Raw genomic sequence first — 23,797 nt, 5'->3', positions numbered from 1 at the left:
GGGCACGAAGTCACCGGGTCTCGATGAAGGAGTCCGTCGCGGTCTGTCCCGGATGGAGATGCTGCTGAACCTGGTCGAGGACCTCCGGGGCGATGGCGAAGCCGTAGAACCACAGCGCCCAGTCGAAACCGGCCGCCGTCCAGTGATGGACGGGTCGGCCAGTGCTGTCTACGTGCCATCGCCCAGGTTGGTGGGCGCGTCGACGCAGATACCCGTCCACGTGGGGAGCCGCATCAGATCGAACCCTCGCGGCGAAGCTGCCGTCCTCACCGAGCTCGTCAACGTCTGCGATCACGAAGTCGACCGGAACCTGCACAGTGAACGATCGTGCGCCCAGGTCGGACTCGAGTCGGGACAGGCGCGCGGCTTGGGCCTCCTCGTACTCCGCGCGCGCCGCACGCGAATCGGCTGCCCGGCGCTCATCCATGGAGACCGCGTCGGCGCTCCAGGTGAACAGGGCATCGTCGACATCCCCGCCGACCTCGATCGAGATGAACTCGACCGACACGTCGAACTCCTCGTTCCCCTGATGCAGGACCGCGCCGGACTCGCGATCCACCACGATCTGGATCGGCGCCGGCTTGTGCGACGGCGGAGCCAGCTCTACAGACCAGCACTCCCGCCCGAGGAATTCGCCATCGGTGACGGGTCCCGTCGGCTGCGTGAAGTCGTCACCGTGCAACCAGTCCTGGGCGCTGCGCGAGATCAGCAGCTCCGAGCCCGGGCCGCTGTAGTAGACGCGGCCCGCGGGGGCGTACTCCGGCGGCGCCCCGGCACCGTCGAAGTGCCAGGCCGTGGTTCCGTCGCAGAGGTGCAGCGGGGAACCATCGGGCTTCTCCACTCGCACCCGCCGGCCGTCGCGCCACACGCGGACATCGTCGCCACCGGTCCCGACCCACATCGGAGGCGCGCCGATGAACCCGACCGTCTCGGTCCTGCCGAGCGCCTCGGCGTTCCGGGTACGCACGATCCCGTGCACCGGGAGTCTCGGACCGTCGACCAGGACCTTGAGGACCTCGATCCATTCAGTCATGGGCTCACCCGGCGGGGACGGGGAGCGGCGTGGGCGCGGTGCCCGAGCCGAAGGGGCTGCCGCCCAGCTTCTCCCGGCCGTGCGGGGTGAACCAGTTCTTCAGGTCCGGGCCCTTCGGGACGATGCCGGACGGGTTGATGTCGCGGTGGACCTCGTAGTAGTGCCGCTTGATGTGGTCGAAATGCGTGGAATCGCCGAAGCCGGGCGTCTGGAACAGGTCCCGCGCGTACGCCCAGAGGACGGGCATCTCGTCGAGCTTCTCCCGATTGCACTTGAAGTGGCCGTGGTAGACCGGGTCGAACCGCGCGAGGGTGGTGAAGAGCCGGACGTCGGCCTCGGTGATGGTGTCGCCCACCAGGTACCGCTGAGTGGCGAGGCGCTCGGTGAGCCAGTCGAGCCGCCCGAAGAGCTGGTCGTAGGCGGCGTCGTACGACTCCTGCGAGCCGGCGAAACCGCAGCGGTAGACGCCGTTGTTCACGTCCCGGTAGACGAGCTTGTTGACCTCATCGATGTCGGCGCGCAGGTCCGCTGGGTAGAGCTGCGGCGCGCCCGGTCGATGGAAGTCCGTCCACTCGAGCGAGAAATCGAGGGTGATCTGCGGGAAGTCGTTGGTCACGACGGCGCCGGTGGGCACGTCGACGATCGCGGGCACGGTGATGCCCTTCGGATAGTCGGGAACGCGCTTGAAGTAGGCGTCCTGCAGACGCGGGATCTTCAGGACCGGGTCGAGCCCGCCCTCGTCGAGGTCGAAGGTCCACGACCGCTTGTCGTGCGTGGGGCCGCAGATCCCCAGCGAGATCGCGTCCTCGAGGCCGAGCAGCCGGCGCACGATGATGGTGCGGGTGGCCCACGGGCAGGCGTACGACACCACGAGCCGGTAGCGGCCGGCCTCGACGGGATAGCCGTCGCGGCCGTCACGCGTGATACGGGTTTCGATGTACCGGGTGTCGCGCTCGTACGGCCGGTCCGCGGTGACGTAACTGCCCTGATCCTCGCTCATGCCGACCAGCCTATGCGCGACGCCCCGTCAGCGCCGGAGGTCGTAACGTGCCGAGGTTATTACTCGATACAACGATTACCGAGTCGATGGAGCCAGAGTCGACCTCCCGTGAAGGAAGGAACGCATCCATGCGCAAGCCCGCGATCGCACTCGCCCTCTCCGCCGCGGCCGTCACCGCCGGCATCGGGTCCGCAGCTGTCGGGACCGGAGCGGCCGGGGCCGCCCCCGTCTCCTGTCCCGAGCTCCCCCAGGACCGCATCGACAGCGCGATCCGCACGATCGCGCCGCCGATGCCCGGAGTCCCGTGGCGCGTCACCGCGATGGGCGGCTCCGTCGACTGCACCCTCAACTGGGTGCGCCTCGACACCGACCGCGGGACCGGCAGCTCCCCCGTCCAGATCCTGCTGTTCGACCACCAGAAGTTCGCCGGCACGGCCACCGAGAAGCCGAATGCCTTCACGTCGGTGGTCGGCAGCTCCGCGCCCGGCCAGATCACCGTCCGGTTCAGGTGGTTGAACTCGGGTGACGCGAACGCCGACCCGACGGGGCACGCCGACGTCCGGTACCAGGTGCTGCCGCAGGACACTCCGCAGCCCTTGGACCCGATCCCTCCGCAGGTCGCCCGCTGACGACTACTGTCCGCGGGATTCCTCGTCCATCGCGGCGCGGAACCTTGCGGTGCGCTCGTCGAACGAGAGCCGCGAGCACCACGAGCAGAACTTCCCGTCGGGCGCCGCGTACCAGTGGCAACAGCTGACGCGGTCGTACTGCAGGCGGTCGCCCGCGGGACCGGAAAGGGTCCGGTAGGTCCCGCCCCGTCGGAGCCGGGGGTCAGCCGCAGCCACCTGTTCCGCCGCCGCGGCGACCTCGGCCGCGGGATGCGACCGCCCGAGGTGCCGAAAGGCACCGGCGAAACCGGCTGCGATGTTCCCCAGCAGATTCGGCATCCGCGGACCGTACGCAGCGGCCAGGGCCTGCGCCACCGGGACCAGGTGCTCGTCGAGCACGATCCGCACGAGGTCGTTCGCGCTGCCCGGGAACTGCGCCGCCGGGCGAGCGAGTTCGACGAGGTCCGGGCTGCCGTCGACGAACCGCACGTGCACGTTCGTCGCGCTCAGATCCAGGACCGCGCCGTGGCGCAACCACGCGGCGACCCCGACCCCGCAGACGCGATGGCTGTACCGCTGGAACACCAGGGATCCGGCGTGGCGTGCCCGGGGCATCCCACGGAACCGGGCGTGCAGATCGACCATCCGCTGCGCCTCGCCCGTGCCGGGGACGGCGAGCGACGCGGAGGCGAACCCGTCCACCGAACCCGTCACCGGTGGCCCCTCGATACCGCGCACGGTGACCCGGAACGGCTGGCCCAACGAGTCCACGTCGGCGAGCACCTCCGCGAGGTCCTTCATGTCCGGACTCCTCTGCGGGCGCTCGGCAGCACGTACCGGACACCGTCGACCTCACGTACGACGGACGCGTCGCCGTAGAGGCCCGACACCAGCTCCTCGGTCACCACGTCGCGGGCCGGTCCCGAGGGACCGATCCGTCCGTCCGATACGACCACCAACCGATCGCAGTACGCCGCCGCCAGATTGAGATCGTGCAGTACCACCAGCACGCCGGTGCCGTCGTCGGCCAGTTCGCGGAGCAGGCCCATGATCTCGCCCTGATAACGCAGATCGAGACTGCTGACCGGTTCGTCGAGCAGCAAGTAGGGCGCGGACCGCACGAGGGCGCGACCGATCGTCACCCGCTGCCGCTGACCACCGCTCAATTCGTCCGTCCGCCGCAGCACTCGTCCCCCGAGCCCCAACCGGTGCGCGACGCCGACCGCACGCTCCTGGCCGTCCGCGCGTCCGACGCCCGCGGGGACGCCGAGCGCGATCGACTCGACGACGGTGAGCGCGGGCCCGTGCACCAGGTCCTGCTGCGGAACGTAGCCGAGCAGCGCCGCCCGCTGCACGCCGCGCATCGTCGCAGCATCGACACCGTCGACGACGATCCTCCCGGAGCGGAGGCTCGCGATCCCGACGAGTGCCTTCAGCAGCGTCGACTTCCCACTCCCGTTCGGTCCGATCACGCCGACGAGTTCGCCGCGTCGCACTGTCAGACTCGCGCCACTGACCGCGGCCGCACCGCGACGCCGATAGGCGACGTCCACGTCCTCGACGTCGATGGCCCCGGTCACGTCCGCGACCTCTTTCCCTCGCGGATGATCAGCCACAGGAACATGGGCACGCCGACGAGCGACACGACGATACCCACCGGGACGATCACCGGACTGAAGACGAGCCTGCCCACGAGATCGGCCGCGAGGACCACCGCAGCGCCGATGATCCCGGCTACCGGGATGCGGAACCGCTCGTCAGCACCGACCAGCATCGATGCGATGTGAGGTGCCACCAGTCCGACGAACCCGATGACCCCCGTGACACTGACGATCGTCGCCGACACGAGTGTGATCATCAGTCCGGTCTCGAGTCTGAGCCGTCCCACGGCGACGCCGAGCGACCGCGCCACATCGTCGCCCGCCGCAAGCCGCTGGTAGCGCCCGGCGTTCCCTGTGACGTACACGCCGGCGCCTGCGACGACGACCGCGATGACCGCGATCTGTGGCCAGGTGGCGCGGCCGAGGTCGCCGAAGGTCCACCGCACGATCGCGGACAACTGCTGCTCGTCGGCGGCGTACTGCAGCCCCGCCGCGAGCGCGGCGAACAGGTAGCTGATGGCTACGCCGGTGAGGACCAGAGCGGTCGGCCCCACCCGGGACACGCCGGCGATCGCGACGACGAGCACTGAGCACAGGCATGCCATGACGAAGGCGCAGACGATCGTGCCGGCGGTCGCCGAGCCGGCGATCGCGACGGACCCGAGCATGGACAGTGCCGCCCCGAAGGCCGCGGCGTGGGAGATCCCGGTGGTGAACGGACTCGCCATCGGGTTGCCGGTGATGATCTGCATCGCGCAGCCGCACCACGCGAGCCCCGCGCCGGCGACCACCGCCACCGCGATACGCGGCAGTCGGAGGTCGATGAGCGCGGTCCATTCCATCCAGTCGAAGGGCTGCGCGATCCGGTCACCCCAGGGCAACAGGGTCGCGAGCAGCCGTGCCGAGCTGATGTCGGTGACCCCGTGCACGACTCCGACCCAGCCCAGCACGATCGTCGTCGCGACCGCCGCGACGACGATCCAGATCCGCCGATGGCGTACCCGCCGAAGCGCTGCCAGATCAACGGCGACCGCGGACGTCACCGCACAGCGGGCACGTCGTACGTGTGGCCCGCCACCGGCTTCACACCCTGCAGGTCGAGCCACTGGTCGAAGACGGCGTTCGGGTCGACGTCCTTCATCTGCTCCGGGTAGAGCCACTTCGCGACGTAGACAGTCCCGACGGCCTTCCCGAGGCCACCACCGAGGAAGCCGGTCATGAGGTGAACGTTCCCGGCACGCACGGCGTTCAACTGAGCCCAGCCGGGCCGTGCGATCATCTCCGCACCGATGCGAGCGAACTCACCGTCCACCGGCGGGGTGTACCGGCCGGTGTTCTTGAGCGCGCCGCCGGAGGTCGTCTTGACGATGAGATCCGGGTTGGCGCGCAGAACAGCCTCGGGGTCGATGGTGTCGCCCTTGATGTTCGGATCTCCGAAGATGTTGACGCCGCCCGCGGACACGATCATGTTGTGCCAACCGTCGTTCGAGGTCCCGGGGATCGCCGTGGTGTTCGGGTCGCCGTACTCCCAGTACACGGTCTTCTTCGGACTCTGCGACGAGACGCGGTCGGACACCTTCTTGATCGTGCCGGTGAACAGGTCGGTGACCTTCTGCGCCCCTTCGGGACGGCCGAAGGCCTTCCCGAGCACCGTCATCTGCTTGGGCAGCGACGCGTTGTCCCAGCCGGTGACGACGATCGTCTTGATCCCGGCACCGTGGAGCTTGCGCGCGTACTCGTCGACCGGCGAGTTCTTCGGGATGATCAGGGCTTCCGGCTTGAGCTCGATGACCTTCTCCAGGTTGATCTCGCTCTGGCTCTTGCCGATCACATTCGCCGGATCGAACTGCGGCCAGTAGGCGCGGTCCTGCGCCGTGTTGAGATCGACCGACTTCACCGCGCCGATCGAGCCCATCGCGCGGATGAGCTCGACGTTGTAGCGGTTGGCGACCACCGCCGAGCGGAGCGGGTGCGCGAGTTCGACGGTGCGCCCGGCATCGTCGACGACGGTGACGGGGGTGTCGGACGACGACGGTGCCGCCGCGTCGCGGGAGGGGGCGGAGCACGCCGACGCCGCGATGACGGCGACGAGCGTGAGAAGTGCGACGAGCGGACGCCGGGCTCTACTCGCCGGGTTCGTTTCGGTATTCACGTGTTTCGGGCTCCTCGGCCGGTGTGACGAACGCCGGGAGGTATCGGACTCGTGGAGCGCGGGCTCCACTCACCGTTGCGGGACAGTCCCGGAATCGCACCGGGTTCCCTCAGTAACGACGTCCAGGCTGGTCGCCGTACCGGCGGCCGTAGCTTAGCCGATGTCCGGGATGCCCTGATCGAATCGGCGGATCAGCCCTGCGCGGCCGCCCACTCCTCGACGCGGGCCGCGCTCTCTTCGTCGCTGAGGTCCTCGACGCGCGTCATGATCGACCAGCGCACGCCGAACGGATCGCGGATGCTCGCGAACCGGTCGCCGGAGACGAAGTTCACGGCCGGTTCGCGCACCGTCGCGCCCGCGGCCTCCGCCTTCGCGACCACGTCGTCGACGTCGGCGCAGTACAGGCCCAGCGAGTAGCAGTCGGCCTCCCCTTCGGGCATGGGGATGAGGCCGAACTGCGGATTGGGCTCGCCCAACTGGAGCCAGCCGTTCCCGAAGTCGAGCTCGGCGTGGGCGACCACTCCGCCCATCTCGGTGACGCCGAGGGAGCGCGCACCGAACACGGAGATGTAGAAATCGATGGCTCCCTTCGCATTCGGGATCGAGAGGAAGGGCGTCAGCGAGGAGAATGAGTGCGGGACGCCGTTCGTGGTGTGTGCGCCGTTCGCGGCGGTGGTGTTCTCTGTCATGCCGATAACGCTACGAGTCGCGGCCCGGCGGGGAATTGAAGATTCGCGACAGATCCCGCGGCGCCTACGATCGATCCGTGAACCCCCGCGGCATCCTCTACCCTGCGCAGCTGCCGACCTTCGAACGACGTGTGCCCTCCCCCGCCGCGGATCCGCTGGTGCGGTGGTTCTGGATCTCGCGATGGACCGTCGCTCCCGGCCGCACGTCGCGGCAGGACGTACTCGCCTTCCCCGCGCTGAATCTCGTGGTCGAGACCGACCTCGTCGGGCTCGCCGGCGCGACGACGGTGCGCAGCCATCGCGACCTCGTCGGCACCGGATGGGCGGTGGGGGCACTGCTGCGCCCCGCGGCGACCCCGGCGGTGACCGACGACGCGCGAGCGGTGCTGGACGCGTACCCGGCGCTGGACGCGCCGGACCTGCATGCTCCCGTCGCCGAAGCCATGGGTCGCGACGACGTGGCAGGAGCCTGCCTCGCCGTCGAATCCTGGCTCGCCGCACGGGTTCCGACGGTGACCGACGAGGCCGATCTGGCCAACCGCCTGGTCGCCCGGATCGAGGACGACGAGGCGATCCTCACGGTGGAGGACGCGGCCGCGGCGGTCGGCGTCTCGGTGCGGACGGCGCAGCGGCTCACCCGGCGGTTCGTGGGCCTGACTCCCCTGGCGCTGGTCCATCGCCGACGGCTCCAGCACGCCGCCCAGTTGCTGAGCACCGAGCCGGAAACCTCGGTCTCGCGGATCGCCGCCGACCTCGGCTACGCCGACCAGCCGCACCTGGTCCGGGACTTCCGGAAGGTGCTCGGCTTCACGCCCGGCGGGTACCGCCGGGGCGAGGTCTAGTCGCGGGGCTTGTTGACCTCGTCGGCGACGGAGTCGGCCGCCTCACGGACGCCGTCGAGGTTCTGGCTCGCGATCTTCACGCCCTCCGACGCAGCCGTCGTCGCGATGTTCGCCGCGCTCGCGGCGATCTTCCCCGCGCCGGCCCGCACGTCGCCCTTGAGCACCTGCGCCGCGCCCTCGACGATGTCGCCCGCCTTGTGCACGGAGTTCGTGGCGATCTTCGCCGCGGCGTCGATGTTGTCCTGGATCCGCTTCGCGACCATGGTTCCTCCTCGGGCTTCGGTGCCGTCAGCGTAGCCAGCCGCGCGCCGAGCGGCGGGCGATCTAGGAACCCGACGGACGGATCGACGGCCGTGTGCCGTCGTGACGCGGCACGACGGCGTCGGACCCGGCGAGCGAGGCGAGGAGGTCGCTCGCGGTCGACGACGGGCTGCTGCGATCCATGTCGGTGCTGATCATGCGCGCGCAGTCCTTGCCGTCGACGAGCCACAGGGCGCGGCGTTGCAGGGATCTGGCCCGCCCCTCCTCGTCCTCGTCGACGGCGCCGACCTGCCAGGAGCGCGGGGAGTTCCGGGCACAGGACGAGGCGTTGACGACGATCACATGGATCGCCGTCCCGGACTCGCCCCTCCTCAGTTTCTTCCAGTCGTCGTTGATGCCCGCGAACGAACGGTTGTCGCCCGCCGGGGCGATCAGCACGCCGGTCTCCCCTTCCTCGAGCACCTCGCGTGCGACCCATCCGCTCGGCACCCGGATCTCGACGGTGATCGCCCGGTCGAGCTCGAAGGTCTGCACGCCGCCACTCGACTTCTTCCACGGCTGCACCGCCAGCACGATGATCACCGCGACGACGAGCACCGCGGCAACGGCGCCGAGCGACCAGTACAGCGCCTGCCTGTTGCGCTTCGGCGGCTGCTGCGGTCCCCCGTACTGGGGGCCGCCGTACTGAGGGCCGCCGTACTGGGGCCCGCCGTACTGGGGCGACTGCCACCCCGGCTGCGGCTGGTTCGGCCATCCGGGTTGCTGCGGCTGACCGGGCTGCTGCGGCTGACCGGGGAACGGGGGCTGCTGGGGCGGCTGCACCAGCGCATTCTCACCCCGCAACACACGCCGCCGCAATACTCCGAACGGACGACAGCCGCGCCTCAGCCCAGGCCCGGCCGCTCCGCGTCGCCACCCAGCTCGGCGCGGGAGGTGTCCTTGAGGTCCACGCCGGAACGCCCCAGGCGGCGGGCCCCGACGACCAGGCCGGCGGCGATCCGCGCCGCATCGGCGTAGCCGAGCCCCTCGGGCGGGTGGATGTTGGAGATGCAGTTGCGGTGCGCATCGGTGACGCCCACCGCGAAGTCCTCGGGATCGGCCCGGTGAGTCAAGTAGATCCCCAGGCTGTCGGCCACCGACAGGCCCGGTCGCTCGCCGATCAGCACGAGCAGGGTGCGCACGCCCAGGGCTCGCGCGACGTGGTCGCCCAGGGCGACTCGGGCCTGCGTCGCGATGACGGGCGGCGCGAGGGTCACGTCGGGCGGCAGGGCATCGAGGATCGCACGGGCCAGCGCCGCACCGTGATCGGTGAGCGCCTTGGGCGAGAGCCCGTCGGCGAGGACGATCGCGACGTCCGCGTCGGGCACCGTCGGGACGGCGGACAGGTCGGCGGGCACCCGGCCGAGGTCCGGTCGGCGCAGGTACTCGCCGCGGTCGGCAGCGCGGCTGGTCACGGCGATCGGGTCGCCGATCCCGAGCTCGCGGACGCGGGCAGCGACATCGTCGACGTCGAGTGGCTGGTGGACGGCGTCGCGGGCCGCGGCGTGCGCGGCGGAGAACTCGAGGACGCGGCGCGTCGGCAGCGCATCGCCGGTGCGGCCCAATCCGATCCGCGACTGCGTGGTGGCGCGCAGGACGTCCCAGAATGCACCGTCGGCAGGCCGACGATCGTCACCGTCGGACCGCTCCGGCGCGCTCACCGCCCGACTCCCGCCGCGAGTTCGCGGAGCGGAGACGCTTCGACGGCCACGTCGCGGAGTCCGCCCGATTCGTCGGTCATGCCCTGGCGGGCGAGCCACGCGTCGAACTCGGGCGCGGGCCGCAGGCCGAGCGCCCGGCGCGCGTAGAGCGCGTCGTGGAAGGCGAGCGACTGGTAGCCGAGCATGACGTCGTCGGCGCCCGGAACGGTGATGACGAAGGACACGCCCGCGACCGCGAGAAGCGTGAGCAGGTCGTCCATGTCGTCCTGATCGGCCTCGGCGTGGTTGGTGTAGCAGACGTCGACGCCCATCGGCAGGCCGAGGAGCTTCCCGCAGAAGTGGTCCTCGAGCCCGGCGCGGGTGATCTGCTTGCCGTCGTAGAGGTACTCGGGCCCGATGAACCCGACCACGGTGTTCACCAGCAGCGGGTCCAGGTGCCGCGCAACGGCGTACGCCCGCGTCTCCAGGGTCTGCTGGTCGACGGGCGCGCCGTCGGTGCCGAGGTGGGTGCCGGACGAGAGTGCCGAGCCCTGCCCGGTCTCCAGGTACATGACGTTGTTCCCGACGGTGCCGCGGCCCAGCTCACGCGCCGCGGCGTTGGCCTCCTCCAGGAGCGGAATCGTCACGCCGAACGCCGAATTGGCCCCCTCCGTACCGGCGATGGACTGGAAGACGAGGTCAACGGGGGCGCCCTGCTCGATGAGGCCGAGCGTCGTGGTGACATGGCTCAGCACGCACGACTGGGTGGGGATGTCGAACCGGGTGCGCACCTCGTCGAGCAGGTGCAGCAGGTCGGACGTGGCGTGCGGCGAGTCGGTGGCGGGGTTGATCCCGATCACCGCGTCGCCGCAGCCGAGCAGCAGGCCGTCGAGGGTGGCGGCGGCGATGCCCCGCGGATCGTCCGTCGGGTGGTTGGGCTGCAGGCGGGTGGCGAGCGTGCCGGGAAGGCCGACCGTCGTGCGGAAACCGGCCGTGACCCGGACTGCGCGCGCGACCGCGATGAGGTCCTGATTGCGCATCAGCTTGCTCACCGCCGCAACCATTTCCGGCGTGAGCGCCGGTCCGAGGGCGGCGAGCCGGGCACCGGCATCGTCGGCGATCGCGATCCGCAGGAGGAGGTCCCTGAGGTCCCCGACGGTGAGGTGTGCGATCGGGGCGAAGGCCGACCGGTCGTGGGTGTCGATGATGAGGCGGGTGACCTCGTCGGACTCGTAGGGGACGACGAGTTCCTCGAGCAACGCCGTCAGCGGGACGTCCGCGAGGGCCCACTTCGCGGCGGCACGCTCGGCGTCGGAGGCCGCGGCGCAGCCGGCGAGTTGGTCGCCGGATCGCAGCGGCGTGGCCTTGGCCAGCAGGTCGGCCATCGACGTGAAGGTGAAGGACTCCCCGCGGACGGATTGGCTGCGGATCATGATTGCTCCGATTTCAGAGGGTGACTTCTAGTAGACGGTATCCGCGACGGAGCCCAGCGGGGCGCCATCTGCGCCGCGCACCGGCACCTTCGCGCCCGCGGCGTCGGTGCCCGCGGTGGCGCACGCGTAGGGCTTCGCCTGCGGCTTCGGCTCGATGAACATGGGGTTGACGAGCCACGTGCCGTCGGCGTCCGCGTACGCGGTGCACATCAGCTCGGGGACGTTGCGGTTGATCACGAGTCGTAGACCGGTGGCATCGCTGAGGAAGGTGAGGTCGGTGACGGAGTCGCCGGCCGAGAGCACCTGGCGCCGGGCCTCCGGCGCCTGCTGCCAGGCCTGCGCCCCGGAGATGCCGAGCACCTCCTGGTTGACCAGGCACCGCTTGCCGTCGATGTAGTTGATCATCGAGTCGTCACCGTCGGGCACGTCGCCGCATCCCCGCAGGTGTGGAGCGATCTTCCCGTCGGCGACGACGGGGCGGATGCCGATCAGCTTGTCGGGCGCGAGCCCCACCTCGGGCGCCCACGCCCGCACGACGGGCTGTGCCGAGGCGGAGATGATCCGCACGTCGAAGCCGTTGTCCACCAGTGTCCCGATGAGGTCCTTGATCTGGCTGTAGTACCGCACCCACGCGGCCACTTCGGTGGTCCCGACGCGCTGCTTCGCACCCTCCGGCGCGGCGAGCGCCTCCGTGCGGGCGCTCTTCGCGAAGTCCTCGATCTCGGCCTCGGTGTAGCCGGCCATGAGCTGGACGACCCAGGCGTACGCGGGCTCCATCCGCCGGTGGTCGTAGCCGGCGAAGGCGGGCTTGCCGCCGATCTCACCGTCGTCGACGACCGCGACGAGCGCGTCGGCACAGCGCGTGTCCCGGTCGGTGAGGAGCGGCGTGCCGGGCGCGGCGAGCGCGGTGGGGCACGCCTCCGCGAGGGCCTGCGCGGCTTCCGGACCGAGGTACCGGCTGGTGGTCCGCCAGTCGCCGTTCGCGGGCTGCCGGATCTTGCCGGTACGGATCATCCAGTACGCGGTCGCCGAGCCGATGTCGTTGCGCACCACGGTGTTGTCCCAGTCGAACAGGGCGACGGGGGCAGCACCGTCGGGCGTAGTGCCGCAGTGGCCCCGCTCGGTGATGAGCTTCTGGAGGCGATCACGGTTCTCGCCGTACCAGCCCTTGTCCGCGGCGAGGGTGCGGCATTCCGTCGACGTCGTGGAGTTGCTCGACGAGCAGGCGACGGCCGCGGGGGCGAGGGTGAGCAGGGTGGCGGCGAGTAGCGCCGCGCGGCGCATCACTGCAGGTCCCGTTCGGCGTCGGCGAGGGCGGCGAACTCCTCGTCGGGCGAGTTGGCCACCAGGTGGTGGCGGCTGTACACGCCGAAGTACACGAGGAAGGCCGCGAACGCAGCGAGGGTGAGGCCGGCCGCCTTCGGATCGACGAGGAAGGTCGCGACGACCGCGATGCAGGCGATGACCAGGGCGAACGAGGTCGTGACGATACCGCCGGGCGTGCGGTACGGGCGCGGCATGTCGGGTTCGCGGCGGCGCAGCACGATGTGACTGATCATCATGAGCACGTAGCTCAGCGCCGCGCCGAAGACGGCCATGTTCAGGAGCATCGCGCCCTTGCCGGTGAGCGACAGGGCGAAACCGATCACGCCCGGGACGATCAGCGCGAGCACGGGCGCCTTGCGGGCGTTGGTGACGGACAGGCTCTTCGGGAGGTAGCCGGCGCGGGAGAGCGCGAAGGTCTGGCGCGAGTAGGCGTACATGATCGAGAAGAAGCTCGCGACCAGGCCGGCGAGGCCGATGTAGTTGACCACCTTCGACGCGGTGCCGTCGCCGAGTGCCTCGACGAGAGGGTTGCCGGACGTCGACATCGCCTGCGCGCCGACAGCGCCCGGGGCGAGGAAGAACACCGTCGCGCCGGTGACGACGAGCATCAGCATCGCGACGATGATGCCGCGGGGCACGTTCTTCTCGGGCTCGCGCGCCTCCTCCGCGGCCAGCGGCACCCCCTCGATCGCGAGGAAGAACCAGATCGCGAAGGGCACGGCCGCCCATATCCCGAGGTAGCCGTGCGGGAGCCAGCTGGACGCGCCGACCGCGTCGGTGGCGGCGATGTCGGTGAGGTTGTGGACGTCGAACTTCCCGACGGCGAAGATCGCGAAGATCACGAGCCCCACCAGGGCGATCGCGGTGATGACGAACATCGCCTTGAGCGCTTCACCGGCGCCCGTCAGGTGGATGCCGATGAACAGCGCGTAGACGAACAGGTAGACCCACCAGCCGTCGGTGATCCCGAACAGACCCAGCGACTGCACGTAGCCGCCGATGAAGGTCGCGATCGCCGCGGGCGCGATGGAGTACTCGATGAGGATCGCGATGCCGGTGGCGTAGCCGCCCCACGGACCGAGCGCGCGGCGCGCGAAGGTGTAGCCACCGCCGGCCGCGGGCAGCGCCGAGGACATCTCCGCCATGCCCAGCACCATCGCCAGGTACATGCCCGCGATGATCACCGCGGCGATCGCGAGGCCGCCCCAGCCGCCCTGTGCGAGACCGTTGTTCCAGCCCGCGTAGTCGCCGGAGATCACGTAGCTCACGCCGAGGCCCGCCAACAGCACCCATCCCGCCGAACCCGAGCGGAGGGTGCGTTTGGCGAGATAGGCATCGGATTCGATGGTCGCGTCCACCCCGTCGTGATGGAGCGGGTTCGGCGCCGGGCGCTCAGTACTCATGTGGGCCTTCCTGATCACGGTCGATCCTGTTCCCGGCGTGTTGCCGGGTGGTATCGGCGTGTTTCACCGACGGTTCTTGTCGGTGTGATCTGGAACACTACGAGTCAAGCGTTGCAGCGGGGTTGCAGCGCAGGTCGACGACGAGGCGACCGGCTCGGCGAGCGAGCCTTCAGAAGGGTGGGAATCATGCAGTGGTGCAGCGATGCGACGTATCGCGAGGACCTCTATCGACGGCGGTACGACCCTCACGTGCGGCCAGTGAACGAGCTGGTCGACCAGTTGCGGGAGGAGCGCGGAGGGGCGTTCGTTCCGTACGTTGCACCGACTTACGGTGGAGTCAACGCCCGCCTGCTGGCGCTCTTACAGGACCCCGGTCCGAAGACCAACGCCGACAACCACAACGGCTCGGGCATGCTGTGCATCGAGAACGCCGATCCCACCGCTGAGCGTTACAAGGCATTGCTCGCAGGGACCGGCATCGATGTCTGCGACATTCAGGCGTGGAACAGCTTCCCGTGGCAGCCGACGACGACGGTCCGGCGCGGACATCGCACGCTGACCCCGACGAATGAGGACGTACTCCACGCGACCGATGCACTTGCGCGGGTGGTGGAGCTTCTTCCGCGACTACGCGTCGTGCTGCTCCACGGCGTGCAGGCGAAAGCGGCATGGCCGCGGCTCCAGCTGGCGTACCCAGAGCTAGCGGCAGGCGTCCGCGTGATCGACTCCTGGCATCCTCTCGCGGCCAATCCCGCGTACAAGTCACAGGCGCAGGTCGAGAAATACTCTCGAGAAATCGAGGAGTCGTTCACGATGGCGGCCCGCCATCTGCGCGATCCACGACAGATGTTCCACGACACCTCGATCACTCCGGCACCCGCCGACGCCGGCACCGACGAGCCGCCCGCGACGAACGACCAGGCCAGCCGCGCAAGGTGGCGGATCGTCACCCGAAAGCTCGGCGACCTCAGGGATCGCTATGCAGCGCGATCCTCGGACGAGCCCGCCCCCACCGTCCAGCAGCAGTCGGAAGGACCGCCGGCCAACAACCCTCCACCTTCGGTCCGACAGACCGACCACACGGGTGCAGACGGGACCGCAGTCACCGAACAGACGGTTGTCGAAACGCCGCCCGCGGACCATCGACCACCACCCGACGACGTCCCTACGAGCACACCGAATGACGCCGACTTCGACCGAGAGATCGAGCAGTACCGCATCGCCGAGGAGGCGCTCCTCGCGCGGCGTCGCGACCTGGCGGCTCGAATGGACGAATGTCGAGGCAGTCGCGAACGACTCGAGGACTACCAGCAATTGAGCGAGGACGACCGCGGTCTCGCGGCGCGGCTCGCCGACCTCGGACGCGCGAAGAGGACCTACCTGAAGCAGCGCGACCTGGCGGCCGACTGGGCGAAGCGGAACGGCGTGTCGACCGACAGCAGGGCGTTCCGCGGATCAATCGTGACGATCGAGTACTCCGACGGCGAGCTGGACACCTTCGTCCTAACCGAACGCGACACCGATACCGAGTACGAGACGGTGTCACATGAATCCGGGTTCGGACAGAGCCTGAAGCTGGTCCAGGTCGGCGACACAGTGGACCTCGTGAACAGCCAGCAGGCGCGCGTCACCGCGATCCAACCGGGCTTCCGGATATCGACGCCTACTCGCTGAACTCCACGGCCATCACGGCGGGCGCGACCCACCGGAGCAGGTAGGCGCGCAGATCGTCGGGCGAACGGGGCGGATCACCCGGGGAGATGAAGAAGGACTGCATGATCCGCAGTTGGAACTCGACGAGCTCGCGCAGCCGCGCCTCGTCGTAGCCGTGGGCGGGCCAGTCCACGTCGAAGCGCTGGATCATCGTCATGCCGAAGGCCATCGCCTGGCCGGAGGCGATGGCCTCGGTGTGCGAGTGCTCCCCCGCGAGCATCAGGCGCAGATGCGGGGCGCGGGGCACCTGATCCAGGGTGAAGACGATGCCCTCGACCACAGCCTCGGCGGGATCACCGATCCCGTGCACGTGCGCGGCAAGCCGATCGAGGAAGGCGCCCACCGACCGCACGGCGGCGGCCTGCAGCAGCGCGTCGACCGTCGGGAAGTACCGGTAGACGGTCTGCCGGATCACGCCGAGCGCGTCCGCCACCTCCGCGATCGACGTGGTGCCGCGCGCCCCGATCAGGTCCACCGCGGCGGCCACGATGCGTGACGAGGCCTCGTCGTCGTTCGTCGGCGGCGTGCCACCCCATCCCCTACGTGCCATCGCCCCAGGCTACAGCTTCGCGCGTTCTCAACATACAGAACGTGTTCTATGTGTATGTTCACCTCATGACGGACCTGCACCCCCGCAAGATGGACTTCCACTTCGACGAGGCGCCCGTGCCCTTCCTGTGGAACCCCGACAATCCCGCCTTCTCGTCGATGATGAACGCGGTCAGCTTCCTCGCCGTCGGCTTCGAGAAGATGATCGTCAAGCTGATCCTGCAGTTGCGCAAGGAGTTCGCCGACCCGGAGGTCGCGGCCGAGGCGAACGCCTTCATGCAGCAGGAGGGCCACCACTCCACCGCGCACCGTCGGCACGTCCAGGCGCTGATCGCGCAGTACCCGGGCTTGGAGAACACTCTCGACGCGGTGATCGGCGAGTTCGACCTCCTCACCGAGGCCACCTCGACCGACTACCGGCTGGCGTACACGGCCGACCTCGAGGCCACGTTCACACCGGTGTTCAAGCTCATGCTCGACAACGAGGAAGCGCTGTTCCGCCCGGGCGACGACCGCGTGGCGTCGATGTTCCTGTGGCACTTCGTCGAAGAGGTGGAGCACCGCAGCTCGGCGCTCATCATCTACAACGCGATCGTGGGCAGCGAGGTCTACCGGATGCGGATGGCACCGTCGATCTTCGCGCACGTGCTCAAGGTGATCCGGATCGCCTGCGCCGGATTCAACCAGCACGTGCCGCTCAAGGACCGGAAGGTCGACGCGTTGTCGATGTTCGGGCGGTACCGGCTCAAGCAGAAGGTGCTGGTCGCCGTCGCTCCGCACCTGACGAAGGGCGCCATGCCCCGCGCCTTCGACGTGCTCCCCAAGGCCGAGCAGGCCGTCGCGATGAAGGGCATCATCCGCAGCCAGATGCCGCTGCACGATCCGGCGCACGAGAACCTGCCGGTCCTGGCCGGCGAGTGGCTGCGCCGCTACGACAGCGGGGTCGACTGCACCCGCTGGTACACCTCGGACGCGGCGATCGGGGCCTGACGCGATGGACCTGTGCACCCCCACCTTCGACGCCCTCGCGCGTCGCATGGGCTTCACCTGCGACGACACCGGCGGACTGATGTCCGTGCGCAGTCCGTTCCACCTGGAGAACTGGACGCTGCCGGTGCTGGAGCTGACGATCATCATCGGCTCGGTCCTCATGCTCATCCACGCCTTCCGGCGCTGGCGCCAGGGTGACGCGACGAACCTCGCGATCTGGTTCGGCGCCACCGCCTACCTGTTCGTCATCGAACCGCCGCTCTACTTCCCCGGCGCCTTCGGCCTCGCGGGGCACGTGGACACGATGTTCGCGCACAACCTGTTCACCGTCGAGTTCCTCTGGGGGCGGCTGCCGCTCTACATCGTGGCGATCTACCCGCTGATGGCCACGATGTCGTTCGAGATCGTCCGCATGCTGGGCGTCTTCCGGCGATGCGGCACGTTCCTGGGCGCGTGCACCGTCGGACTCGTGCACGGCGCGTTCTACGAGATCTTCGACCACCTCGGGCCGCAACTGCGCTGGTGGGAGTGGGCCCCCGACAATCCGATCAACCTGCCCTTCTTCACCTCCGTTCCGATGGGATCGGTCGTGGTGTTCGCGGCGCTCTGGCCCATGTCGCTGGCGCTGTGTGTGCAGTTCATGGTCGGCCGGCACGTCGACGCGGGCGTCCGGTTCACCGGCCCGCAGCTGGTGTGGCGCAGCGTCGTCATCGGCCTCGCGGCGTCCGTGGGCACGTTCGTCCTGCCCCTGCCCGCCACGATCATCGGCCTGGCCGGCGACACGGTGCGCGGCACCGTCTACGCCCTGGAACTGGCCCTGATGGCCGGGGCCGCCCTGTACGCGGTCCGACGGTGCCTGTCCCCCGGGCCCGGCGCACCGTCGTTCCCGGCCCACCGCAACCGTCTGGTCCAGGCGTACGCCTCGCTCTACCTCGTGGTGTTCGCGGGACTGTGGATCGCGGCGCTCCCCGACTTCCTCGGCGCGAAGGACGGCCTGACGGCGGCCGGGGACCCCGTCGGGAACCTGCCCTTCACGCTGCTCTGCTTCGTGATCGGGATCGCGGCGGTCGCTCTGACCTTCGTCGTCCGCGACCGTGGACCGGTTGCGCCCGAGCCGATCGGGAGCACCATGGAGGTGTGAGCACGCTCGCCACATCGTGGATCGGCGCCGGTCAGGGCTGGCGCCAGATCGAGCAGCTCATCCTCGCCTTCGGCCTCTCCACGGTGGTCGGGCTTGAGCGCGAGTTCCGCGGCAAGAGTGCGGGGCTGCGGACGCAGGCGATCGTCGGCACCACCTCCGCCCTGATCCTGCTGGTCAGCAAGTACGGCTTCAGCAACGTCCTGCAGCCGGGCGCAGTGGTGCTCGACCCGTCGCGTGTCGCGGCGCAGATCGTCTCGGGCATCGGCTTCCTCGGCGCGGGACTGATCATCACCCGGCGCGGCGCGATCCGGGGCCTGACCACCGCCGCGGCCGTCTGGGAGACCGCCGCGATCGGGATGGCGGCCGGGGCGGGGCTGGAGGTCCTCGCCGTCGCCGTCACCGGCCTGCACTTCGTGGCGGTCCTCGGGTTCACGCCGCTCGGGCGGATGGTCGCGGTGCGGGGAACCGCGGAGCGCGGGTTCACCCTGACCTACCGCGACGGGGCCGGGATCCTGCGGGACGTGCTCGCCACGTGCACTCGGCGAGGGTGGACTGTGGCGTCACTCACAGTCGTGGACGGGCCCTCGGACGAGACGATCACGCGCCCGGAGGTCACCGTCGCGTTATCGCTGGTCGGACGGGGTGTCACGGAGGCGGGCGCCGCCCTCGGCGCGGTCGACGGAGTGCTGCGGATCGACCGCGGCGCGGACGAGGACTGACAGTGAACCGAACGGTTCGTGACGATCCCACAAGAGACGGCTGTGAACTTCTCACCTGACAACAGGCGGAAGGGCGGTCCGATCCTGTTTCATGGAAGGCATGGCAGACATCCGTAGTTTCAGCACGCTCGGCGGACAGTTCCCCAACGTCGTCGTCACCGCGATCGAGATGACCACCTCGATCGGCACCGACACCGAGTCCACGTGGGAGGGCCTCCTCGCCGGCAAGAGCGGTATCCGCGAGCTCAAGGGCGACTTCATCGGCGTCGACATCGCCGATCTTCCGGTCCGCTTCGGCGGCCAGCTCCTCGAGGACCCCACTTCGGAGGTTCCCGAGCGTCCCGACCGCAAGTACGCGGGCGACATCAGCAAGCAGCACGTGTCCAAGCGCCGCATGTCCTACGTGGAGCAGGCCGCGCACGTCATCACCAAGCGGCTGTGGGACAAGGCCGGCCGCCCCGACGTCGACCACAACCGCCTCGCGGCGGTCGTCGGCACGGGTCTCGGCGGCGGCGAGTCGATGGTCGAGGCCGTCGACGCGCTGCGCGATCACGGCGTCCGCAAGGTCTCGCCGTTCACCGTGCAGATGGCCATGCCGAACGGTGCCTGCGCCGTCTCGGCGCTGGAGATCGGCGCCCGCGCCGGTGCCATCGCCCCCGTCTCCGCGTGCTCGACCGGCAACGAGGCCATCGCCCACGCGTGGCGCCAGATCGTCATGGGCGACGCCGACATCGCCGTCTGCGGCGGCATCGAGGGACGCATCGACAGCCCCGTCATCGCCCCGTTCGCGATGATGCGCGCCCTGTCGACCCGCAACGACGATCCGCTCGCGGCATCGCGTCCGTTCGACAAGGACCGTGACGGCTTCGTCTTCGGCGAGGCCCAGGCCCTGATGATCATCGAGACCGAGGAGCACGCGCTCGCCCGCGGCGCGAAGCCCATCGCGCGCCTGCTCGGCGCCGGCATCACCTCCGACGGCTACCACATGGTCTCCCCCGACATCGAGGGCGGCGGCGCCGCTCGCGCCATGAAGCGCGCGATGGAGACCGCCGGCCTGACCCGCGCGGACATCGATTACATCAACGCGCACGCCACCGCGACCCCGATCGGCGACCTCGCCGAGGCCAAGGCCATCAACGCGGTCGTCGGCACCGACGCGGCGATCTACGCCCCCAAGGGCGCGCTGGGCCACTCGATCGGCGCCGTCGGCGCCCTCGAGGCCGCCCTGACGGTGCTGTCGCTGCGCGACGGCGTCATCCCGCCGACCCTCAACCTGGAGAACCAGGACCCCGAAATCGAGCTCGACGTGGTGCACGGCGAGGCACGTAAGGGCGACTATAAGTACGCGCTGAACAACTCGTTCGGCTTCGGCGGCCACGACGTGGCGCTCGCCTTCGGCAAGTACTGAGTAGCACCGTTTCTCACGACGCCGCCCGCTCCTGATTCAGGAGCGGGCGGCGTCGTTCGTTCCTGACGTCGATGCCGCGAGGCGCTCGGCGAACGCGTGGACGTACGCCTCGTCCACCGCGACCCCCGCGACGGCGACCGCCTCGGTGCGCGTGAGAACGCACAGGCCGTGCACGGCGGACCACATCTCGATCGCGCGGTCGACGCCCCCGAGGCGATCCGCGAGAGCGTCGATCCATACGCCCGTGATTCCACGCAGGTCACCACCCGCCCCGGCGAGGAGGTCGTGCCTGAAGATCAGATCGAACATGTACGGACGGGTGACGGAGTAGCGCCAATACGCGACGGCCGCGTCGCCGACTCCGCTGTGCAGTGCAGGCCCGAGTTCACGGTCGAGGTCGAGGACCCCCTCCCTCGCGATCGCCGCCAGCAGCGCGGTCAGCGTCGGGAAGTACCGGCGCGGCGCCCCGTGGGACAGGCCCGCGGCGGCGGCGACCGAACGGACGCCGACGGCACCGATCCCGTCGGCGTCCACCATCGCGGTGCCGGCCCGGACCAGTGCATCTCGTGTCGCGTCCACGTTGACAGTGTCTACAGATGTAGGCAGACTGGCAAGACCCACCTGGTAGACACTGTCTACGCCCGCCATGTCAGGAGTCATGCGATGTTCTACGCCCTGTACAAACACGTACTGCTCGAACCCGCTCTGCGGACCGTCGTCCGCGTCGATGTCACAGGCGTGGAGAACATCCCGGACAGCGGGCCGGTGATCCTGGCGGCGAACCACCTCGCGGAGGTCGATTCGCTGATCCTGCCGTTGGCGTCACCGCGGGAGATCGCGTTCCTGACGAAACTCGAGTACTTCACCGGCACAGGGATCCGTGGGCGCCTCTCGCGCTGGTTCTTCCGGTCCGCGGGTCAGATTCCCGTCGACCGTTCGGGCGGCGACTCCGCCGCGCTGGACGCGGCGGTCGATCACCTCCGTCGGGGCGGAGCCTGGGGAATCTACCCCGAGGGCACACGTTCGCCTGACGGGCGCCTCTACCGCGGCCACACCGGGCTCGCCCGGGTCGCCGAGCGCGTCCCAGGAGCACTCGTGATCCCTGTCGGCCTGCGCGGCACGGACATCGTCAATCCTCCCGGCCCCCAGCGCACCCTCAACCGGGGTCGGGTCGGCGTGCGATTCGGCAGGCCGATCGAGATCGGCACCGTCCTCGCCGAATCCGGCGTCCGCGGTGCGACCGACGCGGTGCAGCGCCGGATCCAGGAGCTGACCGGCCAGCAGTACGTCGACCACTACGCACCCGGGGGTCCGAGCGTCAGACCACGCCGACGATGATCGCCCGCGCCTCCTCGACCGGAATCGCGCCCGCGAGGACGTCGACGGTGAGTCCGTCGGCCAGCGCGAGCGCCGCCGTCGCGCGGCGTTGCGCGTCGGTCACCGGAATGCCCGCCTCCGCCATGAGATCCGCTATGGCAGAACGTAACCGCGACCACAGGTCGCGGTACACCTCCCCAATCTCGGGGTCGGTGAGCGCACGGGCGGAGAAGGCCACCCACACCCGGGCGGTGTCGTCACCGACGTCGTCCGGCACGAGCAGAACGAGGAGCGCCACGAGGCGCTGGCGGACATCGTCGACCTCCGCGGCCCCGCGGTAGCGCTCGGCAGCCCGGGCGGCGACGGTGCGGAGCGCGGCCCGGAGCATCGCCGCCTTGGTCGGGAAGTGGTGCTGCACCGCGCCGATCGACACTCCGGCCCGCGTTGCGACGGTACGGACGCTCAGCCCGTCGAGTCCCGCCTCGGAGATCTGCGCGATGACCTGGTCGGTGAGAGCGTCAGCGGCGGCGGGCATGAGCACGATCGTAGAACTGCTTGGCCTGCATGGCCGCTCCGACCACCATCTGCGCAGGCTCACGACGCCCGTCGGAAGTCGAGCGACCGCTGACCACGGCGAGGCAGAGCAGCAGGACACCCAGGCCCAGGAGGGCGAACTGCGCCGTCTCCACGAGGAGACCGACGATCTCCGACGCCCCCTCGCTGTCCGCGCCGAAGTCGACGTGCACGAAGGTCAGCGCGAAACCGACCAGGACCAGTGGGATTCCGCCGGCCAGCCACCCGACGGGAGTGCGGGTGCCGTCGCGCCCGGAGAACGCTCCGATGACCAGCAGGATCACGCTGACCAGGAGCAGCGCCACGCGCAACAGCGCCCACGAGTGCAGGTTGTCGAGCAGCGCGTCGCCGGAGTCGGTTCCTCCGCCCAGCAACGACAGCCGCGGGCCCAGGAACCCGACAACGGAAGCGATCAACGCAACGATCGCACCGGCGACGCCCCACACGACGCCCGCGGTCGCACGTCGCCGGTAGATCACCATGATGACGATCCCCGCGACAGGCGCGAGCATGCCGACGACTTCCAGAATCCGGAACACAGAGCCCTCCTCGATCGACCAATACGTTCGTATTGCCTCAAGCTACCATACGATCGTATTGCCACAACCGGGCTCACAGTCATCCGTTCAGAGGATGGTCGACAGCGACTGTGCGCCCTAGCGTCAATATCGGGAAACCCGACAACAAAGGAGCAATCATGACCGGAATCGCGACGTTCACAAGAAGGTTGAGTGCCGTCGCGGTCTGCGGCGCTGCCGTCGCTGTGGCGGGCCCCGCTCCAGCGGGTGCTGGCGTGTACTGGGGCGCCTTGGCCGTCGACGGAGCGGGCCACTGGGGAGACACGACGATGTCATCAAGTCCGCAGAAGGCATCGGCGAGTGCACTGCGCGGGTGTGGGCGCGCTGCATGCAGGGTCGTCGTCGTCTTCGAGGGTTGCGGCGCTGTCGCGCAAGGACCCAAAGGCATCAAAGGCGCTGTCCACGACAGACTCGCGTTCGCCAAAGACGATGCGCTCGCCCGGGCAGGGGGCGGGAAGATCATCGTCGCCGACTGCAACGGCTACTGACCCAACGAACCAGTCGATCCGTACTGTGCCCCCGGTGAGACTCGAACTCACACTGGACGGGTTTTGAAAACCTGCGGTCCGCCGTGCTCCGAGATACGCCACCAGGCATGATGCGGTTGTCGATTCCGTAGACTCGCAGGTGAGAGCAAGTATTTGAGCACCGGTTGAGCAGTAGCGGCCACCGGTGGCGCAGCGCCTAACTAGCGCCGGTGGGTAGCACGGGGGTGGCACGGCACCGTCCGATCAGCGATTCGCCGGCTCTCCTGCGGACGCTGGCAGCCCCTCGGACGGTGG

General features: G+C 69.5%; 26 protein-coding genes and 1 riboswitch. Of the genes, 9 read left to right on the top strand and 17 right to left on the bottom strand.

The window, feature by feature from the left end:
- Positions 1-10: 10 nt before the first annotated feature.
- Positions 11-1,033 carry a LolA family protein gene (locus AXK61_RS18890; protein ID WP_068746658.1) on the bottom strand — a complete coding sequence of 341 codons (1,023 nt, stop codon included), beginning with the start codon at positions 1,031-1,033 and terminating at the stop codon, positions 11-13.
- 4 nt (positions 1,034-1,037) lie between these two features.
- Positions 1,038-2,033 (bottom strand): glutathione S-transferase family protein, encoded by a 996-nt coding sequence (locus AXK61_RS18885; RefSeq protein ID WP_156485750.1) that lies wholly within the window; start codon positions 2,031-2,033, stop codon positions 1,038-1,040.
- 128 nt (positions 2,034-2,161) lie between these two features.
- On the opposite strand from AXK61_RS18885, the gene AXK61_RS18880 reads away from it, so the two are divergent.
- Entirely contained in the window at positions 2,162-2,662 is a 501-nt protein-coding gene (locus tag AXK61_RS18880; protein WP_068746657.1) for an LppP/LprE family lipoprotein, read from the top strand.
- A gap of 3 nt (positions 2,663-2,665) precedes the next feature.
- On the opposite strand, the gene AXK61_RS18875 is transcribed toward AXK61_RS18880, so the two are convergent.
- From AXK61_RS18875 to AXK61_RS18855, 5 genes are all read right to left on the bottom strand, one after another.
- Positions 2,666-3,442 (bottom strand): ferric iron reductase, encoded by a 777-nt coding sequence (locus tag AXK61_RS18875; protein WP_068569009.1) that lies wholly within the window; start codon positions 3,440-3,442, stop codon positions 2,666-2,668.
- Positions 3,439-4,221: an ABC transporter ATP-binding protein gene (locus AXK61_RS18870; protein ID WP_197466866.1), complete on the bottom strand. Its 783-nt coding sequence runs from the start codon at positions 4,219-4,221 to the stop codon at positions 3,439-3,441. The genes AXK61_RS18875 and AXK61_RS18870 overlap by 4 nt, the downstream gene beginning before the upstream one ends.
- Positions 4,218-5,285, bottom strand: a complete 1,068-nt coding sequence (locus tag AXK61_RS18865; RefSeq protein ID WP_068746656.1) for a FecCD family ABC transporter permease — start codon at positions 5,283-5,285, stop codon at positions 4,218-4,220. The genes AXK61_RS18870 and AXK61_RS18865 overlap by 4 nt, the downstream gene beginning before the upstream one ends.
- The gene (locus AXK61_RS18860) at positions 5,282-6,394 is read right to left on the bottom strand and encodes an ABC transporter substrate-binding protein (protein ID WP_068746655.1); all 1,113 of its coding nucleotides are present in this window, start codon (positions 6,392-6,394) and stop codon (positions 5,282-5,284) included. Before AXK61_RS18860 ends, AXK61_RS18865 begins: the two co-directional genes overlap by 4 nt.
- 18 nt (positions 6,395-6,412) lie before the next feature.
- Positions 6,413-6,553, bottom strand: a riboswitch (cobalamin riboswitch).
- Between the two features lie 32 nt (positions 6,554-6,585).
- Positions 6,586-7,083, bottom strand: a complete 498-nt coding sequence (locus tag AXK61_RS18855) for a VOC family protein (protein WP_068746654.1) — start codon at positions 7,081-7,083, stop codon at positions 6,586-6,588.
- A 77-nt stretch (positions 7,084-7,160) separates the two neighbouring features.
- Here AXK61_RS18855 and AXK61_RS18850 point away from each other — a divergent pair, with 77 nt between their 5' ends.
- Positions 7,161-7,925, top strand: a complete 765-nt coding sequence (locus AXK61_RS18850; protein WP_068746653.1) for a helix-turn-helix transcriptional regulator — start codon at positions 7,161-7,163, stop codon at positions 7,923-7,925.
- Here the strand turns inward: AXK61_RS18850 and AXK61_RS18845 are convergent.
- The 6 genes from AXK61_RS18845 to eat form a co-directional block, all read right to left on the bottom strand.
- Entirely contained in the window at positions 7,922-8,188 is a 267-nt protein-coding gene (locus tag AXK61_RS18845; protein WP_068569013.1) for an Rv1893 family protein, read from the bottom strand. The two genes, AXK61_RS18850 and AXK61_RS18845, sit on opposite strands and share 4 nt — an antisense overlap.
- 61 nt (positions 8,189-8,249) lie before the next feature.
- On the bottom strand, positions 8,250-9,008 hold the full coding sequence (locus AXK61_RS18840) for a hypothetical protein (RefSeq protein WP_156485749.1): 759 nt from the start codon (positions 9,006-9,008) through the stop codon (positions 8,250-8,252).
- A 62-nt stretch (positions 9,009-9,070) separates the two neighbouring features.
- Positions 9,071-9,886 (bottom strand): ethanolamine ammonia-lyase subunit EutC, encoded by an 816-nt coding sequence (gene eutC, locus AXK61_RS18835; protein ID WP_068746651.1) that lies wholly within the window; start codon positions 9,884-9,886, stop codon positions 9,071-9,073.
- Positions 9,883-11,298, bottom strand: coding sequence for an ethanolamine ammonia-lyase subunit EutB (locus tag AXK61_RS18830; protein WP_068746650.1), 1,416 nt, complete (start codon positions 11,296-11,298; stop codon positions 9,883-9,885). Before AXK61_RS18830 ends, eutC begins: the two co-directional genes overlap by 4 nt.
- Positions 11,299-11,325: 27 nt before the next feature.
- A complete protein-coding gene (locus tag AXK61_RS18825; RefSeq protein WP_068746649.1) occupies positions 11,326-12,582 on the bottom strand; it encodes an HAD family hydrolase in 1,257 nt (418 codons plus the stop codon).
- A complete protein-coding gene (eat, locus tag AXK61_RS18820) occupies positions 12,582-14,027 on the bottom strand; it encodes an ethanolamine permease (RefSeq protein ID WP_068746648.1) in 1,446 nt (481 codons plus the stop codon). Before eat ends, AXK61_RS18825 begins: the two co-directional genes overlap by 1 nt.
- A 186-nt stretch (positions 14,028-14,213) precedes the next feature.
- On the opposite strand from eat, the gene AXK61_RS18815 reads away from it, so the two are divergent.
- The gene (locus tag AXK61_RS18815; protein ID WP_156485748.1) at positions 14,214-15,701 is read left to right on the top strand and encodes a hypothetical protein; all 1,488 of its coding nucleotides are present in this window, start codon (positions 14,214-14,216) and stop codon (positions 15,699-15,701) included.
- Here AXK61_RS18815 and AXK61_RS18810 read toward each other — a convergent pair.
- Positions 15,691-16,290, bottom strand: a complete 600-nt coding sequence (locus AXK61_RS18810) for a TetR/AcrR family transcriptional regulator (protein ID WP_068746646.1) — start codon at positions 16,288-16,290, stop codon at positions 15,691-15,693. The genes AXK61_RS18815 and AXK61_RS18810 overlap by 11 nt on opposite strands.
- A 65-nt stretch (positions 16,291-16,355) precedes the next feature.
- Here AXK61_RS18810 and AXK61_RS18805 point away from each other — a divergent pair, with 65 nt between their 5' ends.
- From AXK61_RS18805 to AXK61_RS18790, 4 genes are all read left to right on the top strand, one after another.
- Positions 16,356-17,279: a metal-dependent hydrolase gene (locus tag AXK61_RS18805; protein ID WP_068569019.1), complete on the top strand. Its 924-nt coding sequence runs from the start codon at positions 16,356-16,358 to the stop codon at positions 17,277-17,279.
- 4 nt (positions 17,280-17,283) lie between these two features.
- Complete coding sequence (locus AXK61_RS18800) at positions 17,284-18,420, top strand: hypothetical protein (protein WP_068746645.1); 1,137 nt, start codon at positions 17,284-17,286, stop codon at positions 18,418-18,420.
- On the top strand, positions 18,417-19,139 hold the full coding sequence (locus AXK61_RS18795; protein ID WP_068746644.1) for an MgtC/SapB family protein: 723 nt from the start codon (positions 18,417-18,419) through the stop codon (positions 19,137-19,139). The genes AXK61_RS18800 and AXK61_RS18795 overlap by 4 nt, the downstream gene beginning before the upstream one ends.
- A 100-nt stretch (positions 19,140-19,239) precedes the next feature.
- Positions 19,240-20,547 carry a KasA/KasB family beta-ketoacyl-ACP synthase gene (locus AXK61_RS18790; RefSeq protein ID WP_068746643.1) on the top strand — a complete coding sequence of 436 codons (1,308 nt, stop codon included), beginning with the start codon at positions 19,240-19,242 and terminating at the stop codon, positions 20,545-20,547.
- Between the two features lie 36 nt (positions 20,548-20,583).
- Here the strand turns inward: AXK61_RS18790 and AXK61_RS18785 are convergent, their stop codons facing one another.
- On the bottom strand, positions 20,584-21,126 hold the full coding sequence (locus AXK61_RS18785) for a TetR/AcrR family transcriptional regulator (protein ID WP_156485747.1): 543 nt from the start codon (positions 21,124-21,126) through the stop codon (positions 20,584-20,586).
- A gap of 84 nt (positions 21,127-21,210) precedes the next feature.
- Between AXK61_RS18785 and AXK61_RS18780 the strand changes: the two genes are divergently transcribed.
- Positions 21,211-21,885, top strand: a complete 675-nt coding sequence (locus AXK61_RS18780; protein ID WP_068746641.1) for a lysophospholipid acyltransferase family protein — start codon at positions 21,211-21,213, stop codon at positions 21,883-21,885.
- Here the strand turns inward: AXK61_RS18780 and AXK61_RS18775 are convergent.
- Together AXK61_RS18775 and AXK61_RS18770 are read right to left on the bottom strand one after the other, a co-directional pair.
- Complete coding sequence (locus tag AXK61_RS18775) at positions 21,866-22,399, bottom strand: TetR/AcrR family transcriptional regulator (protein WP_068746640.1); 534 nt, start codon at positions 22,397-22,399, stop codon at positions 21,866-21,868. The genes AXK61_RS18780 and AXK61_RS18775 overlap by 20 nt on opposite strands.
- Positions 22,383-22,976, bottom strand: coding sequence for a hypothetical protein (locus AXK61_RS18770; protein WP_068746639.1), 594 nt, complete (start codon positions 22,974-22,976; stop codon positions 22,383-22,385). Before AXK61_RS18770 ends, AXK61_RS18775 begins: the two co-directional genes overlap by 17 nt.
- 158 nt (positions 22,977-23,134) lie before the next feature.
- Between AXK61_RS18770 and AXK61_RS24530 the strand changes: the two genes are divergently transcribed.
- Complete coding sequence (locus AXK61_RS24530) at positions 23,135-23,503, top strand: DUF4189 domain-containing protein (protein ID WP_082789433.1); 369 nt, start codon at positions 23,135-23,137, stop codon at positions 23,501-23,503.
- The last annotated feature ends 294 nt before the right edge of the window (positions 23,504-23,797 follow it).

The sequence above is a fragment of the Tsukamurella pseudospumae genome (assembly GCF_001575205.1).
GTDB lineage: Bacteria > Actinomycetota > Actinomycetes > Mycobacteriales > Mycobacteriaceae > Tsukamurella > Tsukamurella pseudospumae.
The sequence above is the reverse complement of the archived record's forward strand: the minus strand, read 5'-3'. Positions and strand labels throughout refer to the sequence as shown.

What these genes read in the sequence shown, in the direction of transcription:
- AXK61_RS18890 (WP_068746658.1), bottom strand. Translation starts at nt 1,033, where the DNA reads ATGACTGAATGGATCGAGGTCCTCAAGGTCCTGGTCGACGGTCCGAGA.
- AXK61_RS18885 (WP_156485750.1), bottom strand. Translation starts at nt 2,033, where the DNA reads ATGAGCGAGGATCAGGGCAGTTACGTCACCGCGGACCGGCCGTACGAG.
- AXK61_RS18880 (WP_068746657.1), top strand. Translation starts at nt 2,162, where the DNA reads ATGCGCAAGCCCGCGATCGCACTCGCCCTCTCCGCCGCGGCCGTCACC.
- AXK61_RS18875 (WP_068569009.1), bottom strand. Translation starts at nt 3,442, where the DNA reads ATGAAGGACCTCGCGGAGGTGCTCGCCGACGTGGACTCGTTGGGCCAG.
- AXK61_RS18855 (WP_068746654.1), bottom strand. Translation starts at nt 7,083, where the DNA reads ATGACAGAGAACACCACCGCCGCGAACGGCGCACACACCACGAACGGC.
- AXK61_RS18845 (WP_068569013.1), bottom strand. Translation starts at nt 8,188, where the DNA reads ATGGTCGCGAAGCGGATCCAGGACAACATCGACGCCGCGGCGAAGATC.
- AXK61_RS18830 (WP_068746650.1), bottom strand. Translation starts at nt 11,298, where the DNA reads ATGATCCGCAGCCAATCCGTCCGCGGGGAGTCCTTCACCTTCACGTCG.
- AXK61_RS18825 (WP_068746649.1), bottom strand. Translation starts at nt 12,582, where the DNA reads ATGCGCCGCGCGGCGCTACTCGCCGCCACCCTGCTCACCCTCGCCCCC.
- eat (WP_068746648.1), bottom strand. Translation starts at nt 14,027, where the DNA reads ATGAGTACTGAGCGCCCGGCGCCGAACCCGCTCCATCACGACGGGGTG.
- AXK61_RS18815 (WP_156485748.1), top strand. Translation starts at nt 14,214, where the DNA reads ATGCAGTGGTGCAGCGATGCGACGTATCGCGAGGACCTCTATCGACGG.
- AXK61_RS18810 (WP_068746646.1), bottom strand. Translation starts at nt 16,290, where the DNA reads ATGGCACGTAGGGGATGGGGTGGCACGCCGCCGACGAACGACGACGAG.
- AXK61_RS18805 (WP_068569019.1), top strand. Translation starts at nt 16,356, where the DNA reads ATGACGGACCTGCACCCCCGCAAGATGGACTTCCACTTCGACGAGGCG.
- AXK61_RS18800 (WP_068746645.1), top strand. Translation starts at nt 17,284, where the DNA reads ATGGACCTGTGCACCCCCACCTTCGACGCCCTCGCGCGTCGCATGGGC.
- AXK61_RS18790 (WP_068746643.1), top strand. Translation starts at nt 19,240, where the DNA reads ATGGCAGACATCCGTAGTTTCAGCACGCTCGGCGGACAGTTCCCCAAC.
- AXK61_RS18780 (WP_068746641.1), top strand. Translation starts at nt 21,211, where the DNA reads ATGTTCTACGCCCTGTACAAACACGTACTGCTCGAACCCGCTCTGCGG.
- AXK61_RS18775 (WP_068746640.1), bottom strand. Translation starts at nt 22,399, where the DNA reads ATGCCCGCCGCCGCTGACGCTCTCACCGACCAGGTCATCGCGCAGATC.
- AXK61_RS24530 (WP_082789433.1), top strand. Translation starts at nt 23,135, where the DNA reads ATGACCGGAATCGCGACGTTCACAAGAAGGTTGAGTGCCGTCGCGGTC.